Origin of the sequence: Streptococcus parasanguinis, from assembly GCF_047463195.1 — a bacterium.
Lineage (GTDB): Bacteria > Bacillota > Bacilli > Lactobacillales > Streptococcaceae > Streptococcus > Streptococcus parasanguinis_R.
Map to the genome: position 1 here is coordinate 1 of NZ_JASHEI010000006.1, position 26,011 is coordinate 26,011.

23 protein-coding genes and 1 pseudogene are annotated in these 26,011 nt (G+C 39.4%); 3 read left to right on the forward strand and 21 right to left on the reverse strand.

The annotated features are described in order from the left end of the window. Positions 1 to 612 precede the first annotated feature (612 nt). On the reverse strand, positions 613 to 1,908 hold the full coding sequence (locus QM870_RS06205) for a hypothetical protein (RefSeq protein WP_414276937.1): 1,296 nt from the start codon (positions 1,906 to 1,908) through the stop codon (positions 613 to 615). Then, the gene (locus tag QM870_RS06210; protein ID WP_414369056.1) at positions 1,895 to 2,986 is read right to left on the reverse strand and encodes an AI-2E family transporter; all 1,092 of its coding nucleotides are present in this window, start codon (positions 2,984 to 2,986) and stop codon (positions 1,895 to 1,897) included. Before QM870_RS06210 ends, QM870_RS06205 begins: the two co-directional genes overlap by 14 nt. Before the next feature lie 55 nt (positions 2,987 to 3,041). On the opposite strand from QM870_RS06210, the gene QM870_RS06215 reads away from it, so the two are divergent. Further along, positions 3,042 to 4,390 (forward strand): IS3 family transposase gene (locus QM870_RS06215; RefSeq protein ID WP_129825003.1). Its coding sequence is split into 2 segments (ribosomal slippage): positions 3,042 to 3,483 and positions 3,483 to 4,390, totalling 1,350 coding nucleotides; the frame shifts between segments, so codons are not numbered across the junction. A gap of 181 nt (positions 4,391 to 4,571) precedes the next feature. Here the strand turns inward: QM870_RS06215 and QM870_RS06220 are convergent. The 18 genes and pseudogenes from QM870_RS06220 to QM870_RS06305 all read right to left on the reverse strand — a co-directional run. Then, a pseudogene (locus QM870_RS06220) lies at positions 4,572 to 5,040 on the reverse strand (sensor histidine kinase); the annotation flags it as partial. Between the two features lie 393 nt (positions 5,041 to 5,433). Continuing rightward, the gene (locus QM870_RS06225) at positions 5,434 to 6,657 is read right to left on the reverse strand and encodes a sensor histidine kinase (protein WP_414369058.1); all 1,224 of its coding nucleotides are present in this window, start codon (positions 6,655 to 6,657) and stop codon (positions 5,434 to 5,436) included. A gap of 13 nt (positions 6,658 to 6,670) precedes the next feature. Then, positions 6,671 to 7,348 carry a response regulator transcription factor gene (locus QM870_RS06230; protein ID WP_255777579.1) on the reverse strand — a complete coding sequence of 226 codons (678 nt, stop codon included), beginning with the start codon at positions 7,346 to 7,348 and terminating at the stop codon, positions 6,671 to 6,673. 1 nt (position 7,349) lies between these two features. Further along, entirely contained in the window at positions 7,350 to 7,973 is a 624-nt protein-coding gene (locus QM870_RS06235) for a GTP pyrophosphokinase (protein ID WP_139724020.1), read from the reverse strand. 230 nt (positions 7,974 to 8,203) lie between these two features. Beyond that, complete coding sequence (locus QM870_RS06240) at positions 8,204 to 8,404, reverse strand: hypothetical protein (RefSeq protein WP_414369060.1); 201 nt, start codon at positions 8,402 to 8,404, stop codon at positions 8,204 to 8,206. A 540-nt stretch (positions 8,405 to 8,944) separates the two neighbouring features. Continuing rightward, positions 8,945 to 10,432 carry an LA2681 family HEPN domain-containing protein gene (locus QM870_RS06245; RefSeq protein ID WP_414369061.1) on the reverse strand — a complete coding sequence of 496 codons (1,488 nt, stop codon included), beginning with the start codon at positions 10,430 to 10,432 and terminating at the stop codon, positions 8,945 to 8,947. Continuing rightward, a complete protein-coding gene (locus tag QM870_RS06250) occupies positions 10,413 to 11,435 on the reverse strand; it encodes a hypothetical protein (RefSeq protein WP_414369063.1) in 1,023 nt (340 codons plus the stop codon). The genes QM870_RS06245 and QM870_RS06250 overlap by 20 nt, the downstream gene beginning before the upstream one ends. Positions 11,436 to 11,862: 427 nt before the next feature. Beyond that, positions 11,863 to 12,846, reverse strand: a complete 984-nt coding sequence (locus QM870_RS06255; protein ID WP_414369065.1) for an acetylxylan esterase — start codon at positions 12,844 to 12,846, stop codon at positions 11,863 to 11,865. 105 nt (positions 12,847 to 12,951) lie between these two features. Next, complete coding sequence (locus QM870_RS06260; RefSeq protein WP_023918132.1) at positions 12,952 to 13,719, reverse strand: alpha/beta hydrolase; 768 nt, start codon at positions 13,717 to 13,719, stop codon at positions 12,952 to 12,954. A gap of 66 nt (positions 13,720 to 13,785) precedes the next feature. Further along, entirely contained in the window at positions 13,786 to 15,357 is a 1,572-nt protein-coding gene (gene ffh / locus QM870_RS06265; protein ID WP_024055635.1) for a signal recognition particle protein, read from the reverse strand. Between the two features lie 17 nt (positions 15,358 to 15,374). Beyond that, entirely contained in the window at positions 15,375 to 15,590 is a 216-nt protein-coding gene (locus tag QM870_RS06270; protein WP_414369067.1) for a 2-oxoglutarate:acceptor oxidoreductase, read from the reverse strand. A 2-nt stretch (positions 15,591 to 15,592) separates the two neighbouring features. Next, a complete protein-coding gene (locus QM870_RS06275; protein WP_003001435.1) occupies positions 15,593 to 15,925 on the reverse strand; it encodes a putative DNA-binding protein in 333 nt (110 codons plus the stop codon). A gap of 80 nt (positions 15,926 to 16,005) precedes the next feature. Next, on the reverse strand, positions 16,006 to 16,950 hold the full coding sequence (locus QM870_RS06280; protein WP_414369069.1) for a 3-oxoacyl-[acyl-carrier-protein] synthase III C-terminal domain-containing protein: 945 nt from the start codon (positions 16,948 to 16,950) through the stop codon (positions 16,006 to 16,008). A 12-nt stretch (positions 16,951 to 16,962) separates the two neighbouring features. Beyond that, complete coding sequence (locus QM870_RS06285; RefSeq protein ID WP_414369071.1) at positions 16,963 to 18,228, reverse strand: F390 synthetase-related protein; 1,266 nt, start codon at positions 18,226 to 18,228, stop codon at positions 16,963 to 16,965. Then, on the reverse strand, positions 18,194 to 19,021 hold the full coding sequence (locus tag QM870_RS06290; protein WP_414369072.1) for an MBL fold metallo-hydrolase: 828 nt from the start codon (positions 19,019 to 19,021) through the stop codon (positions 18,194 to 18,196). The genes QM870_RS06285 and QM870_RS06290 overlap by 35 nt, the downstream gene beginning before the upstream one ends. Then, the gene (locus tag QM870_RS06295) at positions 18,996 to 19,973 is read right to left on the reverse strand and encodes an NAD-dependent epimerase/dehydratase family protein (RefSeq protein WP_414369074.1); all 978 of its coding nucleotides are present in this window, start codon (positions 19,971 to 19,973) and stop codon (positions 18,996 to 18,998) included. The genes QM870_RS06290 and QM870_RS06295 overlap by 26 nt, the downstream gene beginning before the upstream one ends. Beyond that, complete coding sequence (locus QM870_RS06300; RefSeq protein WP_414369076.1) at positions 19,970 to 21,247, reverse strand: glycosyltransferase; 1,278 nt, start codon at positions 21,245 to 21,247, stop codon at positions 19,970 to 19,972. Before QM870_RS06300 ends, QM870_RS06295 begins: the two co-directional genes overlap by 4 nt. A gap of 228 nt (positions 21,248 to 21,475) precedes the next feature. After that, complete coding sequence (locus QM870_RS06305; protein WP_003016564.1) at positions 21,476 to 22,174, reverse strand: GntR family transcriptional regulator; 699 nt, start codon at positions 22,172 to 22,174, stop codon at positions 21,476 to 21,478. A gap of 128 nt (positions 22,175 to 22,302) precedes the next feature. On the opposite strand from QM870_RS06305, the gene guaA reads away from it, so the two are divergent. Both guaA and QM870_RS06315 read left to right on the forward strand, forming a co-directional pair. After that, positions 22,303 to 23,868 carry a glutamine-hydrolyzing GMP synthase gene (gene guaA / locus QM870_RS06310; RefSeq protein ID WP_003001420.1) on the forward strand — a complete coding sequence of 522 codons (1,566 nt, stop codon included), beginning with the start codon at positions 22,303 to 22,305 and terminating at the stop codon, positions 23,866 to 23,868. A 222-nt stretch (positions 23,869 to 24,090) separates the two neighbouring features. Then, positions 24,091 to 24,726 (forward strand): CPBP family glutamic-type intramembrane protease, encoded by a 636-nt coding sequence (locus QM870_RS06315; protein WP_414369078.1) that lies wholly within the window; start codon positions 24,091 to 24,093, stop codon positions 24,724 to 24,726. A 202-nt stretch (positions 24,727 to 24,928) separates the two neighbouring features. Here the strand turns inward: QM870_RS06315 and QM870_RS06320 are convergent, their stop codons facing one another. After that, positions 24,929 to 25,939, reverse strand: a complete 1,011-nt coding sequence (locus QM870_RS06320; RefSeq protein WP_414369080.1) for a DUF1002 domain-containing protein — start codon at positions 25,937 to 25,939, stop codon at positions 24,929 to 24,931. Positions 25,940 to 26,011 lie beyond the last annotated feature (72 nt).

The window sequence follows — 26,011 nt, forward strand, 5'->3', positions numbered from 1 at the left end:
GGTTCGCTATCTCCGTTCTGTCTGCGTGCTAGCACTTGTCAATCACGGACAGCTATCGCATGGGCGGAAGTAAATGCTAATCTTCGTCGTTTTACTCCTTGACTAGCAAACTTACCGCCTCAACATGTGGAGTTAGTCAACATCTATATTATATAACAAAAATGAGTGAGTTGTTGTTTAAAATTAAACTGTAGAATGAAAATATTTAAAAAAAGTAGATCACTTTTAGAAGTGTCCTACTTGTATTATTTTCATTTAAAAAGGTATAAATTCTCAACAAAAGGGGGTTACTCCCGCGCCTGCGGGAAGGACAGAAAAGAAATGCCGCCAAATCAAAGTTTTATTTTTGAAATTTATTAGAAAATACCCACTCTTTTTTTACTTACAATTATTTTAATAAAAAAAGAACTTACCTGTCAAACAAAACGTTAATTTATAGCATCTTTGTCTATCTTAGTTATAATGTTTATCAAATCTGATTTGAGCATTTCTTTTGCTTATCTTATCAAGACCGCGATAGCCCCGATTGGCACTTCCGCTTGGTCATAGGCTTTCTGGGCTTCCTTCAACGCTTCCCGCATAAAGAATTCTTATTGCTGAAGTTCCATGTTCTTACTGATAGACGCGCTTTGTCACAACTAGACTATGCGGTCTCTCAAACTCCTTATCTAAGTAATTTTGGTACGTCCCTGGGGAAATAAATCCACGGGCGCTTAAAATATCCGTTCCTGCTGTTCCGACAATCGTATCGGCTAGCAGTACACAGTTGGTACTCATCACAAAATACGTCTTGAATTTTGAAGAGGTGAATTTATATAAGAGTGCATCTGCTTCTTGTTTTAGCTTGTAGGCATACATTGGTTCTTCTTTGTCAATTCCTGGGTGCTTCGGTTTTACCATTTGCGGTGGATCCCAAGGCACTGTCAGCGACATCAGTTTGGCGATTTCCTTATCGATGGCCGCAAGTTGTTCGTCCGACAAGGCGAGGCCATAGCCAAGTAAGGTCTTATGGTTTTCGCGTTTACAAAATTCGATGTATTTTTCACGGTCGGCACTGAAAAGGACCCCGTCCCCCATCGATCCAAAGAGGCGCTCTGAATTCGTATCGTAGTTCCCAAATGAAATAATGCGTCCCTTATAACATAGGTCGACATGCCCCATGGCTCCAAACCCGTCTTTTGTGACGTGAATAAACATCTCTAAGTTTGGTTCTGCATTTTCTTTGGCACGGTCGTAAATTTCAGAAGCTGTTTCGCCTTCATTTAGTTCAAGGGCATCATTGATTTTTTGTAAGGTTGCTCGAGGAATCAGTGCAGCAAACACGAGCGGCATCCCACGACGCAAGCGTCTGCGAAGGACTTTCTTTCCAACTTCGGCCTCGAAGAACCAGCCGTCCCGAATATTGCTAATTCCAAGCCCGATGAAATAGAGCGAAAGGAAGAACATTTGCAAGTTGCCGTCGCCCCCAAGCGCAATTAAAGTAGCTACCCCTACAACTGAAAGCCAAATCGTATCAAAGAGCAAGCGAAATCGCGGACGAATTCGGTCTTTACGATAAATATAGTAGGTCACACCGCTAATACCAGCATTCATAACCTGGTTAAGTCCCATCAAGAAGCTTACAATCGAAATCGGCAATGATAGGAAGAATTGGTTTCCTGCTAAAAATCCGTAAAGGAAAAATTTAGTAATATTCAGCCATAACGGGTCTTTAGCCGCCGCCTTACTAAACCAACGGAATAAGAAATTCCATAGTTCATAAATCCATAAGAATGTTAAAAACAGACGTAACATCAATTCTGGGACGCTTGGTCCGAATATAAGGAGCAACATCCCAACAACAAGGAACGCAATCCCTTCAAAGAGGAGCTTTCTCCCCGTAATTCCTAAGTCGCTAATTTTCTTCATCAATAATACCTCCTACAGCTACCACTGAAGCAGCTTGTTCATGTTTCTCCACCCATTCTTTCACGAAACGGTAAATCACGGCAAAAATTGGTATGAAGAAAATCATTCCTACTAAACCAAAGAGATTTCCACCGATTAACGCAGCAGCAAGGGTTAGAATCGTTGGCAAACCAACGGAACTGCCGACAACCTTCGGATAGACGACATTTCCTTCCACTATTTGAACGATCATAAAGACGACAAGTGAAATGAGTGCTTGAATTGGGCTTTCTGTAAAGGTGAAAAGCATTCCAATTCCGCACGCCATAAACGGCCCGATATACGGAATGAATGAGAGTACTCCGGACAGCACCCCAACAAGTCCTGCATATGGCAACCCTACAAGAGAGTATCCAGCAAAAATCATAACCCCAACGATTCCCGCCTCGATGATTTGACTCATCAAGAAACGGTCATACGTATCCACGATGACTTCCCCAACATAAGTAATGTGCTCGATTTTATCTTTTGGCAAGACCACATTAAGAATGCGAAGCGTTAAACGTGCGAGCATTTCCTTACTTGCGAGAATATTAATCATGAAGAAAATCCCCATAATTACAGAGAACACATTTGAGAAGAGCCCTGAAATATTCGTTGTAAATCCGCCAAGGAATGTAATGACAGACGATACGATATTGCTTTGACTTAGTGAGTCGGTAATCTGACTCACTTCACTGGATTGCATTAATTTTGAATGTTGTACAAAATCCGCAACCACGAATAGTAAGTGATTTACACTATCGCCCAGTTGCGACACGGTTTTAGCAATCATCGGCGCAATAATCCAAATCAACAGCGAAATAATCAGAAGCAGAATCACAATAATGCTCAGGATTGCGACACTTCTACGCAGCTTTTGCGGGAAGTTTATCTTCTCCAACACTTGTTCAATTCGCTTCATTGGCACGTTTAAAATAAATGCCAAAATCATCCCTAAAATAAGCGGGAACATCATCCCAATAAATTCGGAAATCCATGTGAGGATGGCGCTAAAATTCAAGACGACAAGTAACGAAACAGCCGCCAGAGCAATCATTGAACTGCACCCTAAAAGTTAGACAGAAAAATCTAATTTTTGGGGTGCTTTTATTATGAAATTAACTTTTGAAGATAAAGTTCAAATATATGAATCAAGAAAGCAAGGAGAGAGTTTTAGGCGACTTTCAAATCAATTTGGGATAAAGATTTCTAATCTTCAGTACATGATTAAATTGATTGATCGTTATGGAATAGAAATCGTAAAAAAAGGAAAGAATTGTTACTATTCTCCTGAACTAAAACGAGAAATCATTGATAAAGTCTTACTTGAAGGTCGTTCACAAAGAAGTGTAAGCCTTGATTATGCTCTTCCAAACCAAGGAATGCTTCCAAATTGGCTGGCACAATACAAGAAAAATGGGTATACTATTGTTGAGAAAACAAGAGGAAGGATACCTAAAATGGGACGTAAGCCAAAGAAGAAACCTGAAGAGATGACTGAGTTAGAGCGTCTTCAAGCAGAAAATGAATACCTGAGAGCGGAGAATGCTGTTCTAAAAAAGTTGAGAGAACTCCGATTGAAGGAGGAAAAAGAGAAAGAAGAAAGACAGAAATTGTTCAAGAATTAATCACTGAGTTTTCGTTAGATATTCTTCTAAAGGCCGTTAAACTCGCTCGTTCGACCTACTATTATCATTTGAAACAGCTAGACAAACCAGATAAGGATCAAGGGCTTAAAGCTGAAATCCAATCTATTTTTACTGAACACAAGGGAAATTATGGTTATCGTCGGATACATTTAGAATTAAGAAATCGTGGCTTTTTGGTCAATCATAAGAGGGTTCAGCGGTTGATGAATGTCCTCAATTTACAAGCTAGAATCCGGCAGAAGCGAAAGTATTCTTCTCACAAAGGAGATATTGGTAAGAAAGCCGACAACCTTATTCAACGCCAGTTTGAAGCTTCAAAACCAATGGAAAAGTGCTACACAGATGTGACAGAATTTGCCATTCCAGCAAGCACTCAAAAACTCTACTTATCACCAGTATTAGATGGTTTTAACAGTGAAATCGTCGCTTATAATCTTTCGACGTCGCCAAATTTAGAACAAGTGAAAGCTATGTTAGACCAGGCCTTTACTGAGAATCATTACACAAATACAATTCTCCATAGTGATCAAGGATGGCAGTATCAACACCAGTATTATCATCGTTTTTTAGAGGATAAAGGAATTCAACCGTCCATGTCACGTAAGGGTAACAGCCCAGACAACGGCATGATGGAATCCTTCTTTGGCATTCTTAAGTCCGAAATGTTTTATGGGTATGAGAAGACGTTTCAGTCACTTGAGCAATTAGAACAAGCTATTGTAGACTACATTGATTATTACAACAATAAACGAATTAAGGTCAAACTAAAAGGACTCAGTCCTGTGCAATACAGAACTAAATCCTTTGTGTAAATTCATTGTCTAACTTTTTGGGGTCAGTACACATCACTGCCCAATCTTTTCTAATCTTATCCATACTATAATTCCTTTTTTAATTGTTCTAAGAGCGCATTGCATCCCAATGTCACATCGCGGTACGTCGCATCAAAGTCTCCTGTATACCACAGATCGGCAATATCGCGTGCAACTCCTGCCACTTCTAATAAGCGAGCCCGTTTACGTGTTCTTCCGACTTGACGAAGCCTTACCGTAACCGTTCCTTCAGAGTCACAATACTTGTTAGCATTATCCACAAGGAGAGTTACAAGTTCAAAGAGAGACTTTTCCTCGGCTTTCACATGGATATCTGGGGTAATATCCATAACGAAGGATTTGCCATCTCGGACGACAGGTCCCTTAAAGTCCTCGGCTGCATCCTCTGTAATATAGGAAAAATCCACATCTTGAAGAACAATGTCCGGCTGCTCCTCCAGACGAGATAAAGCCACAAGAGATTTAATTAGATTGGTCAAACGTGTCACCTGGTCGTTAGTAGACTTGGTCCATTCGTTTTCTCCAGTCATGAGTTCCTGTAGCTCCGTATTAGCAGAAATAATAGCTAACGGGGTTTTCAATTCATGACCGGCATTGGTGATAAAACGCCGTTGCTTTTCATATTCTCTTCTAGCAGTGTTTGGCAATAAGGTCACGGACTTTATGCATTGCTTTTCCTGGCTAAGTATGCGATTATCTCACTATTAATAGCAGCAACATGATTTCTGATGAAATTACTATCATCACTATATCCAGGATGCCCATTAAGCGAATAGAAAACAATAAGCATCAGAAAAGGTAGGGAAATTAAAAAAATAATCAGCTTATTGGATTTTAACACGGGGCTCCTCGTTACTTTTTTACATGTTTACAACTCCTCAATTTTAATTAAGGATAAAATCTTGTAGTACTCTGGAATTTGTGACATTCTCATAAACACAAAACCAAACCAGGATATAAGGCCATTCACAATCAATAATGCCCCCTTCGGTACCATTACTAGTTCCAATTTTAAAATATCCTTACAAAATGACTGTAAAAGTGATGGTGTCATCTTTGTAGGAGGCAAAGAGACGCCCTTTAAATAATTTGACCATGCTTTGAGCCATGGATAGGCCTATGCCAAAACCTTTAATTTCCTTGTTATTATGAGATTCTTCGATACGATAAAAGCGCTCAAAAAACTTACTATAATCGACTGTCTTACCATCTTTATAGGTATTTGACACTTCTAAGCGAGCCCGTTTACGTGTTCTTCCGACTTGACGGAGTCTTACCGTAACCGTTCCTTCAGAGTCACAATACTTGTTAGCATTATCCACAAGGAGAGTTACAAGTTCAAAGAGAGACTTTTCCTCGGCTTTCACATGGATATCTGGGGTAATATCCATAACGAAGGATTTGCCATCTCGGACGACAGGTCCCTTAAAGTCCTCGGCTGCATCCTCTGTAATATAGGAAAAATCCACATCTTGAAGAACAATGTCCGGCTGCTCCTCAAGCCGAGATAAAGCCACAAGCGAATTGATTAGAGTGGTCAATCGTGCCACCTGGTCGTTAGTAGACTTGGTCCATTCGTTTTCTCCAGTCATGAGTTCCTGTAGCTCCGTATTAGCAGAAATAATGGCTAAAGGTGTTTTCAATTCATGACCAGCATTAGTGATAAAACGCCGTTGCTGTTCATAATTTCGAATGAAGGGGCGAATGACAATTCCTGATAAGGCACTGACAATGATGACAAAAAAGATTAAGGCAAACAGTGATAAAAGAATAGAAAGATTGAACAAGGATTGGGAAGAATTATAATAATAGGTCGTGTCCAGAAAGACTACCAAAATCTTATCTTTACTGACCTTGCTAACTTGATAGCTAAGATTGATATTTTTTTCTCTAATCGTTCCAAGATTATTGGTCAAGCGACAAACTTTCAGGGCATATCTAGCCGCTTCCTCGTCGTTTATTAGAGACGTATGACTGGTATCCTGGCTAACAACCTTATCACCCGACAAGGTCACGCTGAAAAATTGAAAACTGTCCGAAGGAATCTCAAGTCCTTTATTGGTCTCAATTTCTGTGGTTTTTCCAAAGCTTCCATTATTTTCCGTGAGTGTGTTGAGGACCTTGCTAATTTCCTGCTCCGTCTGAAAGGAACTCACAGCATTGATGATTCCTACCGTAAAGATCAAGATAAAGAGGATAGACAAAGAAGCAATTGTTATAAACTGAAGTCGTAAACGTCTAAACATGGACTACTCCTTTCTAAATTTGCAGAAGGCAGAAGTCACCACCCTTTTCACCAAGAATACTGATATCAGCTTGAATAGCTTGCAATTTCTGGCGCAGATAGGAAATATAAACCCAGACAATTGACTCGTCCACATCTTCCTCATCATCCCAGATAGTTTTAAAAAGGTGATCAGTGGTTAATTGCTTAGCAGGGTTGAGCATGAAGTGGGCCATTAACTTGGTCTCTCTACTTGAAAGTCTTATAGCGTTGCCAGCTACCAACTCCTGCTCCTCTTGGTCCAAGCGAACAGAACCAAGGGTCAAAATTTTGGCAGTAAAGGTTTCACTAACACGACGCTCTAGCGACCGCAGACGAGCCAAAAGTTCCTTTAGGGAAATCGGCTTGGTCAGGTAATCATCTGCCCCAGCATCAAGTCCTGTCACACGATCATCAACTTCAGCCATGGCCGTCAACATAATGACATGAGTAGTATTCCCAGAGGAGCGAATCTCTTTCAGGGCCTCAATACCTGTTTTGATAGGCATCATAATATCCATAATGATTACTTGATAGGCATTCTGTGCAGCTAGGTCGACTGCCTTTTGACCATTAAAAGCCTGATCAACTTCAAAACCTTGATGCTCAAGTGCCGCCTTGTAAACTCGAGATAAGGCTTCCTCGTCCTCAGCCAATAAAATTTTCAGAGCCATTCTAGTCACTTCCTTCTTGAATTAAGTTACGGATGGTCTGCATGGTCAGGTCACATGAAGCTAATTCATCTGCACAGCGCTTAAGCTCACGGGTAATCATTTCTGAATTCTTGATGTCATGTTTATACTTCATCTGATGCTCCAAACTGGCCCACGAGTCCTGAGCGATGGTCCGAAGCTGAACCTCAACAAAATAGGTCCCTTTATCATTGCCTAGGACATCTGGAAAATTTGTCTCCATTTGCAAAATGAGGTGATAAGAGCGATAGCCGTTAGGCTTGGCAGTTGAAATATAATCCTTCTCATTGTAGACCATGACACCAGGAATAGCCTTGATTACTTCGATGATCTTGTAAATATCATTGACAAAACCACAAATAATACGGATTCCAATGCTGTCACGAATTTCCTTAAGGGCAGACTGGCTGGTCTCAGGCAAATTCTTCCTACGACACTTTACACGCATGGAGTCGCTTTCCTTAATCCGTGAAATGAAATGTTCATAGAGTTTAAAACCTGTTTCTTTTTTGCTAGCAATATTAGCCGCAATAATGGGGTCTGTTATTTCTTGTAAAATTTTGGGGAGGTATTGAGCATACTCCCCATAAATATTTTGATTTGACATATACACCTTCTCTAATAGCTTTTCTTCATTATAACATAGATTGGCTTAAAAATAAGGAATGAGCATGAGATTGTGACTATGACTTTTATGCCCACCAAATCCAAACTTACTTAGTCCATCATTAACAAGCAAATCACCGTATCTAATCAACAGGGCTAGGCATTCCTCTCTTGAACAACCATCAATATAATAAACATCCTTATGGGATTCCTTGATAATATTCTTTGCTATCAGTTTTTCTCTATCAATACTGACAGGCAATTCCAAAAAAAAAACAATGGCTCGTCATGAATCGCAATAAAGTGTTGAAAAACCTCTAATATTTTTTCTGCGTGTACATTCGCCGTCAAATGATGTTCAGTTAACTTTGTAAATGCTTCAAACAGGTTTTCTACCAAGCTAACTCGGTGACCTTTTACTAAATTCAACATTACACTTCCTCCAGAGAATTTAAACAATATTCACATTTATAATTTCATTATACCATTAAACCCCTAAAAAGACTGCAACTTCCCAGTCACAGTTTCTTATAAAAATACCTCAGTTCCTTCAAGGAAAGTTACTACAATTTGTCCAGCTTCTGAAATAGATTGATAGCATGTCAGACTATAGTATCCAGAAGCCATACTTGAACTATTACTCTGATTCTTACCCTCTATTCGATTAGAGAAGCTACCTTCACGCTTTTCATTCTCCCTTTCGTTCAAAGGTTTCTAATCTTTTACAAGCAGTGATACCGCCTCAACGTGGGTTTTAGAGGACTAAATGGAGTCTGAATTGCCTGATAGAGATGTAGTATTGATTAAGCAATCAACAAATAATGTACAAAACAAAAATAAAGTACACTGCTTAATGAGTGTACTTTATCCTTCTAATTCAGTTTTATCAATGGTTTAGCTCTAGTTAAGTCGATTAGTTAAATGAATTTAGGCTATTGCTTTTTATAACGACTATAAATTGTATGCTCAATGCTATAATTTATCTTCCGAATCTACTTCTTCATAATTTATCGGAATTAAAGCAACTTCACTGCTTAGACTAGTTTGTTTTTCATTTTCACTTATTTGAATGGCATTTTTGAGTGAAAAAATAACTTCTCTTACAAGATTTAATAAATCTAATGCAAACTCTTGAAGTTCAAATTCAGTTAGATACAGTCTAGTTTCATTATTATCATCACTTCCATCAAAAAAATTCAATGTTATATTAGTAAATCTGTGCTCTAAATAATTTCTAATAATTTTCAATCGCTTTGAGTTTGGATTAGCTGTTAAAGAATTATCACCATTATCAAAATCTTTCTCTATCCAAAATATAGATGACAGACCAATATTCTTATTCAAACATTTATTTAAATCGCTATTAGGCCTCCAAATTGAATGAAAATTTACTTGTCTAGTCTCAATTTTTAGAGAATAATATTCATTTATAAACATTGCAACTTTATCTAATAATGAATATAGTGTTTTAAAAGCAGCTTTTAAACCTTCAACTCTGATAGAGTATTGTACGTAGTCTAGACAATCAATAAGATTAACATTCTCGTCAGCATAATGAACCGAATCAATCTCAATGCTATCAAAACAGAGGTAACGCGCATAAACATATTCTTGCTTAATTTGATTAAACATAGAAATATATTTGTTTAAATCTTCATCCGATTGAAATAATAAACTTGGTAGTAAAAGATTGTCATCATATCTATTTATATCGTCAGCTTGTAAGTCATTAAGTGGATTAAGATACAGCCCGTTGTTCCAACACCATTCACGATACTTTTGTGAATTAGGATTATAATCAATTGTTTTACAAGAACATTCATCTAAATCTTTATAATCAAGATATTGTTCGTAAAGTTTAATAAATTGCTTTTCTGCATTATCAACTCTGTTTGGATCTGAAACAGTTATGCTTGTTTCTATTAAACTCTTAATTTTTTTAATAAAGTGAAGGTGTTCGTTATCACTCAAAAAATTACGATAATGATGTAAACAAATAGCCAAGTTACCACTAGCCATTGTGAATTTTGGATTGATTTGTATACATTTACAATACATCTTAATAGCTAACTGTTTTCTACCACAAGCATCTAATAGATTTGCGTAATTGGTGTATAGTGAACATAATGATGGGTGAACAAATCTATTGTTCTCAGGATTTATATCAATATTATTTAAAATTTCGATAGCTTTTCTAAAGTAATAAATTTGTTGAACTATACAATCGGTATCTATGTTGAATACTAGGTTATCACTTAGTTCAAATATATCACCATATGCTGTCCCAATAGAATAAAATAAATGAATTTTGGAAATATCATCAATAGTATTTTCCATATTTTTTCCAAATTCTATTAGTCTATGGATTTCCTCTATATTTTTATCTTTAAAAGCATTATCGAAATCCATTGACAATTTAAGTACACTATGATTAATTGGATTATTTGTTAACATCTTCATCCCAAACTAAATATTTCGATTTTAAATTTGATTTTCCTTTATTTTCTTGTTCTTCAACTAATATATCAGATAAAAACTCTTTTATCATGTCCCAATTAAAATTCTCTTTAAATCCTCTACTACCATCAGAAGGAACATTTAATGAAAATGTTGCAAATACGGTTTCACAAGTTCTTCTTGGAAATTTTGCTAAGTAAGAATCAAAAAATGAATTTGAATACCTATAATGATGGCTATGAATAAAGTCTTTCCATGTATTTAGCATAGTCTCTTCGTCTATAATATCTATTACGGAAACTTCTTCAAGTGGTCGGTCTTCAATATTTCCCCATGCTTTTTTCATTAAATTAACAGCATCTACATCGCTCTTAGGAGCACTGTATCCAAAAATAGTTAACATATATGAATGATCGACAAAGTAATCTAATGCTTTCCAACACCAATTTATGTATCCATCGGAAGAATAGTCTTTGTTTTTTACGGGATACAATAATTTTGTTGGATTTAAATTTTTATAACATGTTGGGCAATAGTAATCTACTGTTCCAAACTCAGTATGTTCTTCACAAAAACCGACAGCTACATTCCCATGTAAACAAAGAATTTGTGGCAGGTTCAGAGTAATTTTTGAACAGCGAACATAAGCTTGTATAAGTAAAGGGTCCCAATTAAACGTAGCTATGCAATCTTTATTAGTTAAACTTAATATTAAAAGATCATAAATTGTTGGTTCATCAGGTAACTCCAACGAAGCAAAATAATCATAGAGTCTTTCTTCTAGCTTCCTAACTATTTCAGAGCACTCTTCTCTCTCAAATAATTCTGAATAGATATCTTCCAAATTTTCGCTCTTTGTCTGTAATTCAACACCGGCAAGAATTTCTTCTAAATTAAGTTTTTTTAGCAATCCATTCATAACTGAAGAGCTTTTCCCATTTTTATCACCATCTGGAATTGCTGCAATAGTAGCACCAGCGCCTAGAATAACTGTATGCGATCTCATCTCATTTCTCCTGAAAGTCTTTTGACACTATTATACCACTGTATCTACTTTATCTATGCTTCAAATACTATTATTATAGCCATAAATATTTTAAATAAAATGCACAATTGAACCGTCACTCCTTCTACTGTTACTTGAGTAAAAAATGTACAAATCAATTTCTTAGATTTGATTATATGATGCACTATAAAACATACAAAATACCACTCTAGAATAATGTACAAAACAAAAATAAAGTACACTTTTTAAAGAATGTACTTTATGCTTCTAATTCAGTTGTATCAATGGTTTAACTCATGTTAAGTCAATTGTACATAAACTTTTAGTTTTTATAGGTTTGTTTTGTATCTCTTTCTATCCTAGATCCCTTTTAAACACAATAAAATCAGCAAATCTCATGGATTTACTGATTGTTTTCTTCTGTAACTTATTTTTCTACATATCGAAATGGAATCTTGCTACCACAGAGCCAATTATAGACTCGATCATTGACTTGAACATTCATAGCTTCGTGGGCATATTCTGGCATGAATAAATGCTCTTTTGGACATTCTAATCGATTATAAATGGCAAACTGCGTTTCAGGATAACAGACATCATCATCCAACCCTGTAATCATGTGAACCTGTCCTTTGATGCGATGGGCAAAATTTTTCACATCAATATAGGCCAATGTCTGCATCAAACGATCTTCCGTTTCATGAAATGGATCGTGGAACTTGAAAAAACGGAAAAGCTCATCATAGGCTTCGCTGGTGTTCCCAATCTCTAATACACGTCTGAAATCCGATAAGAATGGATAAATGGCTACCGTTCGTTGGATTCGGGGATTCAATCCAGCAGCAACCAGAGCAAGGGCACCGCCTTGAGATGCTCCGTAGCTGGCAAGTTTGCTGTCATCTACTTGAGGAAGGCTGGCTACAATTTCAATTAACTGGTAAAGATCTAAGTAGACATCCTTATAAAAGAGCTGATCCGGACCTTCCACGGCTCCGCGTATAATCTGTCCTTTTACCGTATTTCCAAGTGGTGAACGATCTCCGTCTGTTGAATAGCCTGACTGCCCTCTTACGTCCATAGACACAACACCATAGCCAGCTACTGTATAAGCCAGCATGTCGGACCAATCCCAACAACGGCCCATATAGCCATGAAAATGGAAAATAACGGGAACTTTTTGATCCGTTTTGGGGAGAACAACCCGCGCATAAACAAGCCCATCTCGTGTTCCTTTAAAGGTTAATTCATAACATTGAACATTTGGAATGCTGAAATCTCGTTCTTCGAGCTTGTATTCAGGCAGTTCAGTCATCTTTGCTAGGGCTTGATCCCAAAAGCTATCAAAATCATCAGGAACATCATCCCGTCCCTTGTAAACTTTCATTGTCTCTAGTAATTTAGGATCCTTCATAAAATCCTCCTTAGGTATGTGTAATCGCTACCAAAAATGTACCATATTTACTTAAGGATTGCAAGAGACAAATAAAAATTACATAACCGAAATTATGTAATTTAATTATAGATTCAAAAATAGACTTAATTGTTTCACTAGATCTGGATTAGTGGGTAAAGCTGAATGATGAGCCTTACGACCGTTTAAATTCACTTCTGTATAGGCCTGATTGTCAAAAATAGATTGTGCTGCTTGTGCGCTAGAAAGAGGGACGATGCCATCTGATTTTCCAGCAAAGCTACCGACAAAATTAAGGACTTGTACTTCTTTTCCCAGGCGATGCTTCCATTTTTGAAAATCGTCAAACATTTCTTGATTGAATTGGTAAGGACTGCCAATAATAGCCAACTTGCTGACGTTTACCTTCTTTTTCTCTAAAAAGCCACTTTCCAATAAACCAGTCAAAACCAGTCCACCATTAGAATGCCCTACTGCCTTGAACTCTGAAAAATGATAGTGATCAAGAAGGTAGGTTAGAGCTATCTTAAGGGATTCAACTTGCTGCTTGATATTGCTGTAGCCATCTCGATTGTTCTCAAAGCCAATCACAATCATCGGATTCGGCTCTTTCGTATTCAGTCTTCCTTCCATCTCTATAGACTCATCTTTGTTGACTTTTATTTTTAAAAGACTTTGCTTTTTTCTAGAAAATCGATGGAGCATGCGGATGGTTCCATTGAATCGCTGGATACTGGCTGAACTCCCAGGTACAAAGATAATCGGTCTGATCGGAGGTTTCTTCGACCCTTTTGGGAATTCAAAGGGCTTGCTGTGCGAAGAAAACAATCTTGCAAAGAAACGAATGACTTGTTGAAATAGTTTTTTTAACATGTTTCCTCTAGTAGTAGTTTCTAAAAGAACCCAGAACAGTGTGTTCCAGGCCTTTATTAGAAACGATTATTTCCGTTTTTTCTTATTTTTGCGCATTTGTTTGGCCATCTTATTCATCGCCCGTTTCATCATAAATTCACCGGCTTTTCCTTTGAGACCACCACCGAACATTTGGCTCATATCAGGCATTCCAGCGCCTCCGCCAAGAGCTGACAAGTCAGGCATGCCACCTTGTCCCATCATCCCTTCAAGAGCAGACATATCAGGCATTCCACCAGGCATGTTCTTCGGCATATTATTTGGATTGAGCCCCATTTGTTTCATCATCTTGTTCATATCGCCAGAGAGGACGCCTTGCATCATCTGTTTGGCTTGATTAAAGTCCTTGATGAATTTATTGACTTCGACAAAGCTGTTTCCTGAACCAGCCGCAATCCGACGACGACGGCTTGGATTTAACAAATCTGGATTTTCACGTTCAGCTGGTGTCATGGATGATACGATCGCACGTTTACGAGCAATTTCTCGTTCATCGACCTTGAGGTTCTTCATGGCTGGATTGTTGGCCATACCTGGAAGCATCTTGAGCAGATCTTCCATTGGTCCCATGTTTTGAACTTGGTCTAACTGATCGATGAAATCGTTGAAGTCGAAGGTATTTTCCCGCATTTTTTCAGCGAGTTCAAGAGAGCGTTTCTCATCGTATTCTTGAGAAGCCTTCTCGATCAGTGTCAGCATGTCCCCCATACCGAGGATCCGACCAGACATACGGTCTGGGTGGAAGGTTTCGATATCGGTGATTTTTTCACCAGTACCAGTGAACTTGATTGGCTTCCCAGTAATCTGACGAACAGAAAGGGCCGCACCACCACGGGTATCCCCATCGATCTTGGTCAAGATGACCCCGGTCACTTCGAGTTGTTCGTTAAACTCACGCGCCACATTGGCCGCTTCTTGACCGATCATGGCATCGACAACCAAGAGGATTTCGTTTGGCTCAGCAAGGGCTTTGACATCACGCAACTCGCCCATGAGTTTTTCATCGATTTGCAGACGACCAGCCGTATCGATCAAGACATAGTCATTGTGGTTGGCTCTTGCCTGTTCCAAACCTTGGCGAACGATCTCAACTGCAGGCACTTCAGTACCAAGTGAAAAGACAGGGACATTAATTTGCTGACCAAGCGTCTTTAACTGGTCAATGGCCGCTGGACGATAGATATCGGCCGCAATCATCAAAGGACGTGCGTTTTCTTCCTTGACCAATTTGTTGGCCAATTTCCCCGCAAAAGTTGTTTTACCAGCCCCTTGAAGACCGACCATCATGATAATGGTTGGAATCTTTGGAGATTTGATAATTTCTGCTGTTTCTGAACCCAAAATCGCTGTCAATTCTTCATCAACAATCTTCACGATTTGTTGGGCAGGGTTCAAGGTTTCGATGACTTCATGACCTACAGCCCGCTCGCGGACCCGTTTGATGAAGTCTTTTACAACAGGGAGGGCAACGTCCGCCTCTAAGAGGGCTAGACGAATCTCTTTGGTCGCTTCTTGGACATCCGCTTCAGAGATTTTCCCTTTCTTACGAAGATTTTTAAAGACGTTTTGTAAACGTTCGGTTAAACTTTCAAATGCCATTATTTTCTCCTATTTTTTCAATTCAGTGGAAATCGTCTGAAATGTTGCAAACATTCTAGTTCTTCGGGTGTGACTTCTTTCATGATTTCATTTGGATATCCCCAACAGCTAAAACCTATTTGCATAGCTTTGGAGATATCATTGGGCGAGATAATCTGTAGTCGAGTAGGAAATACTTCCTCTGCGACTAATAGTTTGCAAGGTATTCCTTGATAAATGACGAGACTGCCCATAATCACTCCCGATTGTCAATGCTTGATAAAATTTCAACCTGCTCTTGTAGAAAAGTATCTTCCGGATAGCGTTCTAAAATCTGATCAAAAATCTGGCTGCGTACAATGTAATCGGAATACATATGGAGTTTCATTTCGTAATCTTCCAAAATCTTTTCTGTACGTTTAATATTGTCATAGACCGCTTGACGGCTCACTCCAAACTCTTCTGCAATCTCAGCCAAGCTGTAGTCATCTGCGTAATAGAGCTCGATGTAGTTCATCTGCTTGTCCGTCAAGAGCGCTGCGTAAAACTCAAAGAGCGCATTCATTCGGTTGGTTTTCTCAATTTCCATACCTTTCATTATATCAAAAAAGCCCGCTAAAGACTAGCGGGACTTGATGCTTTTTGAGCTTGAAATAAGAGGATTCATCATTAGAGCTTCAGTGCCAACATATTGACCGTCATCCCTGCTGCAGTTCCCATCAAGAAGATGGTATCTCCTTCCTTCACATAGCCATGATCCAGTGCATAGGCTAGGCCGAAAGGCACGGCTACCGAAACCATATTTCCATAATCACTGACAATATTGAGGTACTTGTCTTTGCTAACTCCTAATTTGTCCATGACGAGTGGTAAGGCACGGCTTGCTTGGTGAGGGATAATGTAGTCTACAGCATCTTTAGAAATGCCTGATTTCTCTTGGAATTCTTGAAACATTTCTGGAATAACACGGGCAGAAAGCAAAAGAATCTTCTTCCCTTTCATATCAAACATGAAATCAGTCTTGGTTGCTTCAGAGTACAATTTCGGATGATAAGCTGTCAAACCACCACGAATTTCGGTATCATGGGCTCCCTCAGACCAGGTACGTTGCATACTGGCAATGATTCCTTTATCTTCCTTTGTTGCTTCAAAAATAAAGGCTGCAGCTCCATCGCTAAACAGTTCAAAGCTTTCTTTTTGTTTAGGATTAAGCCCTAGGCTCCCTACTTCACTAGATACAATCAGAACCCGACGGTATTCACCACCTTCAATCAGATAAGAAACAGTGCTTAAAGCTGATACAAAACTGGTACAAGTGGTATTGATATCCATAGCAGGAATCGTCAGTCCCTTGGCCACGCGCTCATGGATAAGAGCAGCTGTACAAGGAATGGGCTGAACACCAACCGCACTAGCCGAAACCAGGCAATCGATGTCTGCCATTTCAAGCCCCGCATGGTTTAAAGCAGCCTCAATCGCACGCGCTGCAAGATCAATCTGTGTTTCTTCTCCTTCTTTCACGCGGTAACGAGTCTGGTCTTTGAAAGTCACTGTATGAGCTGGAAGCGCTGTTCCATAGCCTTTAATTTGCAAATGTCTTTTTACAGTAGTCATAGGAATCTCCTTTTATTGAAGTCGTTGAACACGTTTTAATTTACGTGTTGGATCCCATTGGTAATCGATAAATTGAATACTTGGGAGGATGAATTGTTTTTGCTGAGCTAAGAGTTCAAATTGAGCAAAGATCGCTTGCTCCATAGACTCTGTCCGTTGACTCAAGGCAATGGTAATGGATCCATCTGCCAACTGAGTTACTTGATAGTCCTGAATATTTTCGACAAAGAGAATACACCGTCGAATAAAATCCGGATAGATCATCTGGCTACTGCCATCTTCTTTTTTGAAATAGAAGATATCGTCCGATCGTCCTTCGATCTTTGCGATTCGAGTAAAGACGGAACCACAAGGGCAAGGAGACTTTTCTTCCACCAAAATATCATTGAGGCGGTAGCGATAGATAGGTTGACTGCTTCGTTTGAAATCCGTAATAATCGGATAAAAGCGGCTATCATCTAGATACTCTTTTTCGACATACAAAATATCTTCGTTAAGATGTAGATTGCCTTCTGAACAGGTACAAGCTAAAAATCCCTCTGTCGCTTGGTAGACCTGATCAACTTTGTCTAGTTGAAAGGCTTTAGCGATGGTCTGTGCATCTCGATCTTCTAGGATCTCTGCGACAGAAACAACCTTAACGGGTTGAATCGCAAGTTGCTGATTGCTGACAAAGTTAGCCAACTCAATCAAGGTGGAAGCTGGTGCAACCACAATAGTTGGTTGATAGTCTTTGAGACGCTCTAAATGCTCCTTGCTATCCTTGAAAATATCAAAATATTCCAAGCGGATAAGGCCTGAGTTAATGGTTTGATAGAGTTCATTGTCCGCTCGTAAGAAAAAGGCAATGCGATGACCAAATAGTTTTCCTTTCGGAAGCATCTTGGCTAAGATCGCTGCAGCCCACATACTTCTCTCTTTTTCTGTGGTGACAAAAACTCCTCGGTGGCCTGAAGTCCCAGAAGACAAGCCTACTGCTACTTCTCCATTCATCTCAGTAAAATCTCGCGTCTGTTCTCCGCGAATCGCCATTTCTAAAGCCTGATCTCGATCCACCCCTAGGGTATTGAGTTCATTGAAATGTGTCATCATGAAGGTTTTATCCATCGTTCCAAAGGATTCGGGAGAATGGGCTTGAAAATAGGGAGACTGAGAAGTGATAAAAGCATGGTAGCGCGCCAATTGCTTATCTTGATATCGCTTCAAGGCCTCTTTTGAACGGAATCGGTGGCACCATCTGGTTTCAATAAAGGTTTTCAGAAAGACTGTTTTTTTCATTTAAAATCCTTTCAATCCGTTCTTGCGGGTCGTGGCTGACCACAACTTGAATGCCATCTTGCAAGAGTGTTTCCAGCAACTCAGATCCTTTAAGATAAGCCTTCTTATTATCCTGAACCAAGGAGGGGATGAGACGCATATGCCCTGTGTAAGGCAAGAGGTCCACTCCCCAAGAAAGATCCGCTCCAATAAAGAGCTTGAGCTCATCCAGATAAAGACAGCCTTGTCCTCTCGCATGTCCATCGATGGACGAAACAAGAATGCTCCCATCTCCAAAAAGATCCGCGGTCGGGCGATAGGGGAATGCAGGATGTCTTTGATTTGCTTTGAGACAAGTTACCCGATCTTTGAAATCAGCTGGCAAAAACTCTTTAAAAATCAGATCTTTAAATTTAGGTTTTTGGTACACCTCATAGACTTCCTGGGTAACAAAGAAATGAGCATTTGGAAAAAGTGCCGCTCCGCCGAGATGGTCAGGGTGCAAATGCGAAAGAATCACATAGGAAATGGCTGCTGGATCAATCCCACGCTCTTGCAATAAATAATCGATCTGGTCTTCTTTTTTCATCTGCATTGGGGTGGCTAGACGGTACCAGAAATACCGTGCTTTTTTCTTGATCTCATAATGATAGCCAGTATCGTACAAAATATAGCCTTTTTCACGATGATGAATCAAAAAGACACCTGCTGGAAATTGCATTTTTTCATTCGGAATCCCTTTAAATAAGAGACCAGAATGACTGCTGCAATAGCCTGCTGGAAAATAATCAATGTGTTTGATCATGTTGGACATAGTTGTCAATCCCTTCTTCAATGGTCATTTTTGGATAGTAGCCAAGTTCGGTTTGGGCCTTTTGAATATCGAGAGTTTGGCTATATCGAAGGAGATAATAGGTATAGCGAGTCAAGGGGGGTTCGGCTTTCAGATGAAAGAATCGATACACTCCTTCAAGGCTATAGGCCGCACCTGCTACAAGACCTGCTGGAATTTTCCGATAGCGAATCGGTTCTCCCAATCCTTTTAGTGTGGTTTCGATCAAATACTTAAAGGTCTTTGGTTCCCCATTTGTAATATTATAAACCTGCCCGTGTGCTTCTTTTGCTTCCAGAGCCAAGCGAATGGCTAGGGCAACATTTTCCACACAGGTCATATCCATGAGCTGCTCTCCTCCTCGAATCAACGGAATTCCGATTTTTCGACTGAGGCGTAAGACACGAGGCAAAATACTGGTATCCCCTACGCCGAATAATCCTCTTGGACGTAAGATGATACTTGGCACATCTGGATAGTCAGAAAAAAGTTTTTCAGACGCCAATTTGCTTCGGATGTAATTGTTGAGGTGATTTTCTTTTGGAGCATCACTTTCCATGATGTTTAATTGATCTTTTCCAGCTGTGTAAATACTAGGAGAAGAAACGTAAACCAAGCGTTTTACCGCATATTCACGGCACAAGTCAAGGACATTTTGAGTACCAACTACATTAGCCTGATAGAATGCCTTCCAAGGTCCCCAAGCTGAAGATAAAGCTCCTGCATGAACCACAGCATCAACAGACTGAAAGGCTTGTCTTAATTCCTCAATAGAACTCAAATCCCCTTTGATAAATTGGACGCACTCACCTTCCAGAGCCTTCCCAACTTTTTCGTTTCGGCCAAAGGCTACAATGGAATAGTTGTATTCCAACAACTCCTTGATCACATATTTTCCAAGGAAGCCAGTCGCACCTGTTACAAGAATTTTCATAGTTTCCCATCCGTTCCACGTCTTAATAATCGTTGAATCTCAAACTCCAAGGTATCCAACGGCTTGTAGGTTTTTGAAAGTTTGTTTAGTCTCTCTAACTTTTCCCAAGATTCTTTTTCTAATAAGGCATTAAAACCTGCTTGAATCTCTTCGGTGCGATTGCGATGTGCTTGAAAAGCAATTCCTGCTTCTACTCCTCGAATCGCATAGTCAAATTGGTCATAATCATGTGGCAAGATCAAGGCTGGTTTTTTAAATTCGATACACTGATAAAAGATTCCAGCTCCTCCATGGTGAATGACATAGTCCATCTGCGGAATATATTCTTTGTAGGGCAGATAAGAGACGACCGTCACATTTGGCGCTACTTCTTCTTTAGAAAACTCTTTTGCCCCATCTCCTAAGGTGACGAAAAAGTGGCATTCTGGATGCTTTTTGGCCAACTGCTGGGTTTGTTCTAGCAAATTCTCCTTTGCCCAAGGTAACTGGGTTCCACATGTCACGAGGACCTTCGTCTTGTCCTCGTAAGGACTGAGATCTAAAGGATAATCTTCTGCTTTTTCAAGAGAAGTTCCCAAAGGGCCAAGCCACGCATATTGATGAGGGAAGTGTGTCTTCAACTCTAGCTCCATCATCCCAATTCCAAAGATGGCATAAGGAGAGTAAATGGTCTCCACTCCATTTTGATTGTACAACTTGAAATTGTAACGTTTTAAGCGTTTGCGTAAGAGGAAAGCCCCACAGTATTTTCCAATGCGCGTGAGTTTACGGCATAGTGCTTGGATCTTCTCTTCCTTCTTCGTGCGCGCGATTCCCATCCCTCCGAAGAAGCAAGGAGGACCATAAGGAGTTTCGATAGCAAATTGGGTTGCCATGGTGGTAATCCAAGGAATTTCCAACTCTTCTGCCACAAAGCCTGCTGATAGAGTGATAAAGTCAGCAATGACAATATCTGGACGGTTGACACGCCACTCCTCTAGCAATTGATCCGATACATGATTAATCAAATCAAGACTCCTAGACAATTGCCGATAAGCTGAAAAGAGATTGTGTTTTTTATCGTTATTAGCCACACGTTCAAATTCTTCTACTTTGTCCTCTAGAATCGGAACGACCGTGAAGCCGAGACTTTCTGCGACGGCTTTTTTCTGAGGTCCTGTGAAAACTCGGATCTCCATCGAAGGATCATCTAACAAGGGTTTAACGAGATTTAAAGTTGGGTACAGATGCCCACTCAAGGGAACAGCTACCACATCAATTTTTATTTTTTTCATTTTTTCCTGCCTTATATCTCTTATTTAAGCTTTAAAACCTGCTTCTATCTATTAATTCGTAAAAAAAATCAAAAATTGAAGAAAAAATAAAATTTTTTTTAAAAATTTTCAATGTTGCCTTTACTATCACTATTTAGAAAGAATGAGTTCTCACTAAAAAAGCTCCCAAATGCCCGGAGAATCTGCCTCGGACATTTGAAGAGTTTTCTATTTTTACGATTTGCGAGCCTAGTTATTTTCCAAATAAAATTCGAACCGCTCTCCGACATACTGACTTTTTACATACTCAAAAGCCGTCCCATCTTCAAAATAAGAAACCTGTGTCAGACCTAAAATAGCCTGGCCTTTTGAAATCTGTAAATAGTCCGCAATCTTATCCTTGGCCAGTCGCGCATAGATGGTCTGGTGCGACTTTCCAATCTTATAACCATGACGCTCCAAGGTTTGGAAGAAATGGCTGGTTACCTCTTCTCGATTGAAATTCTTAATAAATTTCTCTGGAATAGAGGCCACTTCATAAACAACAGGGATTCCATCAGCATACCGGACCCGTTCCATCCGAATGATGGTCTCAGTCTTATCGATGCCCAATTTGTCCACTTCTTGGAGGCTAGGAATGGTTTTCCGGTAAGAAATCACTTGGCTAGAAGGTTCCTTGCCTTGCGATTTCATAATTTCTGTAAAACTGGTTGTGCCCCGCATTTTTTCTTGAACGCGCGTGCTGGTGATAAAGGTACCACTTCCTACCCGTCTTTCAAGCACTCCTTCTTCAACCAGAAGGGTAATAGCCTGCCTAAGCGTCATCCGACTCACCTGAAATTTCTCAGCTAGATCGCGTTCGCTGGGAAGACGCTCCCCGATTTTCCATATTTTTTGATCAATCTCAGACTTAATCTGATCATGAATTTGAATGTAAGCTGGAATCATAACCTTGCTCTTTCTCTGTGTTATCTCTATTGTAGCGTAAAATTCCTAATTCTTCAATCAGAGATTGGTAAAGACAAGGCTTTTGTGTTAGAATAGAGGAAAGTAAATTTCTTTAAGAAGGGGATAAGATGACAAACCTATCAACTGATTTGCATGATGTTGAAAAAATCATTGTGCTTGACTACGGTAGCCAATACAATCAGCTTATTTCACGGCGTATTCGTGAAATTGGTGTCTTCTCAGAATTGAAGAGCCATAAGATTTCTGCTGATGAAGTTCGTGCAATCAATCCAGTTGGGATCGTTCTTTCAGGCGGACCAAACTCTGTATACGAGGAAGGGTCTTTTGATATCGATCCTGAAATTTTTGAACTCGGTATTCCAATCCTTGGAATCTGTTACGGGATGCAATTGTTGACCCATAAATTGGGTGGGAAGGTCGTTCCAGCAGGTGACGCTGGTAACCGCGAATATGGTCAATCTGAACTGACTTTGACAGAATCTTCTGCTCTTTTTGCCGGCACACCAGATAAACAATTGGTCTTGATGAGCCATGGAGATGCTGTTACAGAAATTCCGGCTGACTTTATCCGCACTGGTACTTCTGCTGACTGTCCATTTGCATCCATTGAAAATCCAGATAAGAAAATCTACGGTATCCAATTCCACCCTGAGGTTCGTCACTCTGTTCACGGTTATGACATCTTGCGTAACTTTGCCTTGAACATCTGTGGGGCTAAAGGCGACTGGACCATGGACAACTTCATTGACATGCAGATCAAAAAAATCCGTGAAACCGTCGGAGACAAACGTGTCCTTCTTGGTCTTTCAGGTGGTGTTGACTCTTCCGTTGTTGGGGTTCTCCTTCAAAAAGCCATCGGCGATCAATTGATCTGTATCTTTGTAGACCACGGTCTTCTTCGTAAAGGAGAAGCTGACCAAGTGATGGAGATGCTTGGTGGCAAGTTTGGTTTGAACATTGTCAAAGCAGATGCTGCTAAACGTTTCCTTGATAAATTGGCTGGTGTATCTGATCCTGAGAAAAAACGGAAGATCATTGGTAACGAGTTTGTATATGTCTTTGATGACGAAGCAAGTAAACTTAAAGATGTGAAATTCTTGGCACAAGGAACTCTCTATACTGACGTGATCGAGTCAGGTACAGATACTGCTCAAACCATCAAGTCACACCACAATGTGGGTGGACTTCCAGAAGATATGCAGTTCGAACTGATCGAACCACTCAACACTCTTTACAAAGATGAGGTTCGTGCCCTTGGTACAGAGCTTGGTATGCCAGACCACATCGTATGGCGCCAACCATTCCCAGGTCCAGGTCTTGCCATCCGTGTTATGGGAGAAATCACTGAAGAAAAACTTGAAACTGTTCGTGAATCAGACGCTATCCTCCGTGAAGAAATCGCCAAAGCTGGTCTTGACCGTGATATCTGGCAATACTTCACTGTTAACACTGGCGTTCGTTCAGTGGGTGTTATGGGAGACGGCCGTACTTACGACTACACCATCGCTATCCGCGCTATCACTTCGATCGACGGAATGACAGCTGACTTCGCTAAGATTCCTTGGGAAGTTCTCCAAAAAATCTCAGTCCGTATCGTAAACGAAGTTGACCACGTTAACCGTATCGTCTATGATATCACAAGTAAACCACCTGCAACTGTAGAGTGGGAATGACATAAGCAAATATGTCGCTGCTATAAAACCATTGAAAACAGTGGGTTTTAGCGATTAAATGGTGCAAAACACTCTTGAGTGATACTATTTTGATACTAAAAGGTTGAAATAGTACGTTCAAAAGGAAGTTGTTGAAAGTAGCTGAATTGTTTAAAAAGCCTTCCACTGATATGGTGGAAGGCTTTTGTGGAAATAGTGTGAAAGGTAATTTGGGACGTGCAGATGGACAATAAATATATCAAAATAAATATCTTTCCAATTATTGCTGAAGTACTGTTTATATTAGCATGCTTGCTATTTCAAGGATATTATATATACATCAATTTTTTGTTTTATATAATTTTAGCAATATATTTCTGGTTAGGAAAAGATTTTTTAATCAAAGAGTGGATAGCTTCTATAAAAGGGGGGATTGCTTTTTGGAAACAGGTTATATTGACGACATTATTCTTTTGTCTTGCTTTCGTATTTACAAATATCTTAGAAAATATGTTCCCATATCTTAGTACGGAAATGATTCATTTGAAAGCGGATAATTGGTTAAAACTTATTCTATTTGCAGCATCTACAATAATACTGCCACCAATCGTAGAAGAGGTGTTTTATAGAAAGAACCTTATATCTTTTAAAAATGGGAAAATGTTAATTTTGACAACCTTGTTTAGCATGTTTGCATATGCTTTAGAACACACATTTTCAATTTGGGGAGTTTTCTTATGCATGATATGGGCTTTCCCCTTAAGCATATCTTACATTAAAACCAAAAACATCTATGTTACAATGACGTCACATTTTATATGTAATTTTGTTATAAACGGAATTGCTGTTGTTAAAATATGTGATTATCTATTGAATTGATTATCTGCACAAAACAATATTTACATTGTTAAAGCACATAACTTTAAGATTGTAAAATCTTTCAGCTATGTGCTTTTTTTGTGCCTATTTTATATTCGGTGGAATTTTGGCTCCAATGCTACTTTTATAGAACTTTAGATCGCTTTCCCAAAAAGGAATGTAATCTTTTTCAGGTTGTCAGGAGTGCTCTATTTTTTTTCATTTATCCAACTAAGCCACTAAAGAATTTAACAATTGCATTCCAGATGGCTCCGAAGAAGCCGGCAATGGCATTCCACGCATTTGTGAAGAAGTTCCCACTGTCTTTTAGAATAGCATTGGTATCAAAATTGAGATTGATATTATTAAAGGTATCGCCTGCCTTGTCTACGATACTATCTTTCAAGTCCGACAAGGTCTTCGTAAAGCTTTTGCTACTGACGATGCTACTCTTTGAGAGGTTTACTGCGAAATTCACGATCAAATTGATTTGGTTACCCGTCACAGTTGTGTCCAGCTTATAATTTTTCAGGGTTTCTTCGACGATCTTTCGAATATCATCTTTGCTTAAATCCTGATTGTTCTGTTTGGCATTGGCTACTGCGGTTTTAATGTCGGTCAATGCTACGTTTAACTTATCCGCATCGAAGTTTTTCTTACCAGCGTTTTCTTCATTGATCCCGGATAGAGTCTTTAACTCTTCTTGGGCCAGATCTTTGCTTTCTTGAGAAACTTTGGCACCATTTTTCTCAAGCGAGTAATAGATCCCAGCCAAGGCACTTTCTCCGGTCACTTGGATAGGGGAAGCTACTGTAATTTGAGCATGCTCCAATCCAAGTGTAACGGCTGCATTACGATACATATCTGCAGTGACCTTGGTGATATTTTGAGGTGTCACGATATTCACTTCTAGTGGCTTATTTTTGCCTAATTTTTGAATTTTAACAGAGGAATAAAGTTCCAAACTATCATCGTTGGCAACGTTCATAATCGAAGAATAAACCTCTGGTGTCATGGTCTTCCACTCTTCTTTATCTTTTGAACTATCGTAGTTCAAGAGACTCAAGGTTTGTTCGATTTGACTTTGGTCCAGCGAATAGCCCAAAACATAGTCTGGTTTGACATAGGTTTCATCGACGACTTTCTGCACATTGCTATCTGCAGAAACACGTGGGACAGCTGTAAACAAAGCCAAAGTCGTCGTTACAAACAATGCAATCTTCTTTAATTTCATCTTTTTCTTCTTTCTAATTCAAATTATCTCTGGGTATCTCATATTACCTTTCTCACCTCACTAGAGATGAAA

Bases quoted from the DNA above. Each gene is read 5' to 3' on its own strand.
- QM870_RS06205 (WP_414276937.1), bottom strand. From the start codon at position 1,908: ATGAAGAAAATTAGCGACTTAGGAATTACGGGGAGAAAGCTCCTCTTT.
- QM870_RS06210 (WP_414369056.1), bottom strand. From the start codon at position 2,986: ATGATTGCTCTGGCGGCTGTTTCGTTACTTGTCGTCTTGAATTTTAGC.
- QM870_RS06225 (WP_414369058.1), bottom strand. From the start codon at position 6,657: ATGTTTAGACGTTTACGACTTCAGTTTATAACAATTGCTTCTTTGTCT.
- QM870_RS06230 (WP_255777579.1), bottom strand. From the start codon at position 7,348: ATGGCTCTGAAAATTTTATTGGCTGAGGACGAGGAAGCCTTATCTCGA.
- QM870_RS06235 (WP_139724020.1), bottom strand. From the start codon at position 7,973: ATGTCAAATCAAAATATTTATGGGGAGTATGCTCAATACCTCCCCAAA.
- QM870_RS06240 (WP_414369060.1), bottom strand. From the start codon at position 8,404: ATGTTGAATTTAGTAAAAGGTCACCGAGTTAGCTTGGTAGAAAACCTG.
- QM870_RS06245 (WP_414369061.1), bottom strand. From the start codon at position 10,432: ATGAAGATGTTAACAAATAATCCAATTAATCATAGTGTACTTAAATTG.
- QM870_RS06250 (WP_414369063.1), bottom strand. From the start codon at position 11,435: ATGAGATCGCATACAGTTATTCTAGGCGCTGGTGCTACTATTGCAGCA.
- QM870_RS06255 (WP_414369065.1), bottom strand. From the start codon at position 12,846: ATGAAGGATCCTAAATTACTAGAGACAATGAAAGTTTACAAGGGACGG.
- QM870_RS06260 (WP_023918132.1), bottom strand. From the start codon at position 13,719: ATGTTAAAAAAACTATTTCAACAAGTCATTCGTTTCTTTGCAAGATTG.
- ffh (WP_024055635.1), bottom strand. From the start codon at position 15,357: ATGGCATTTGAAAGTTTAACCGAACGTTTACAAAACGTCTTTAAAAAT.
- QM870_RS06270 (WP_414369067.1), bottom strand. From the start codon at position 15,590: ATGGGCAGTCTCGTCATTTATCAAGGAATACCTTGCAAACTATTAGTC.
- QM870_RS06275 (WP_003001435.1), bottom strand. From the start codon at position 15,925: ATGGAAATTGAGAAAACCAACCGAATGAATGCGCTCTTTGAGTTTTAC.
- QM870_RS06280 (WP_414369069.1), bottom strand. From the start codon at position 16,950: ATGACTACTGTAAAAAGACATTTGCAAATTAAAGGCTATGGAACAGCG.
- QM870_RS06285 (WP_414369071.1), bottom strand. From the start codon at position 18,228: ATGAAAAAAACAGTCTTTCTGAAAACCTTTATTGAAACCAGATGGTGC.
- QM870_RS06290 (WP_414369072.1), bottom strand. From the start codon at position 19,021: ATGTCCAACATGATCAAACACATTGATTATTTTCCAGCAGGCTATTGC.
- QM870_RS06295 (WP_414369074.1), bottom strand. From the start codon at position 19,973: ATGAAAATTCTTGTAACAGGTGCGACTGGCTTCCTTGGAAAATATGTG.
- QM870_RS06300 (WP_414369076.1), bottom strand. From the start codon at position 21,247: ATGAAAAAAATAAAAATTGATGTGGTAGCTGTTCCCTTGAGTGGGCAT.
- QM870_RS06305 (WP_003016564.1), bottom strand. From the start codon at position 22,174: ATGATTCCAGCTTACATTCAAATTCATGATCAGATTAAGTCTGAGATT.
- guaA (WP_003001420.1), top strand. From the start codon at position 22,303: ATGACAAACCTATCAACTGATTTGCATGATGTTGAAAAAATCATTGTG.
- QM870_RS06315 (WP_414369078.1), top strand. From the start codon at position 24,091: ATGGACAATAAATATATCAAAATAAATATCTTTCCAATTATTGCTGAA.
- QM870_RS06320 (WP_414369080.1), bottom strand. From the start codon at position 25,939: ATGAAATTAAAGAAGATTGCATTGTTTGTAACGACGACTTTGGCTTTG.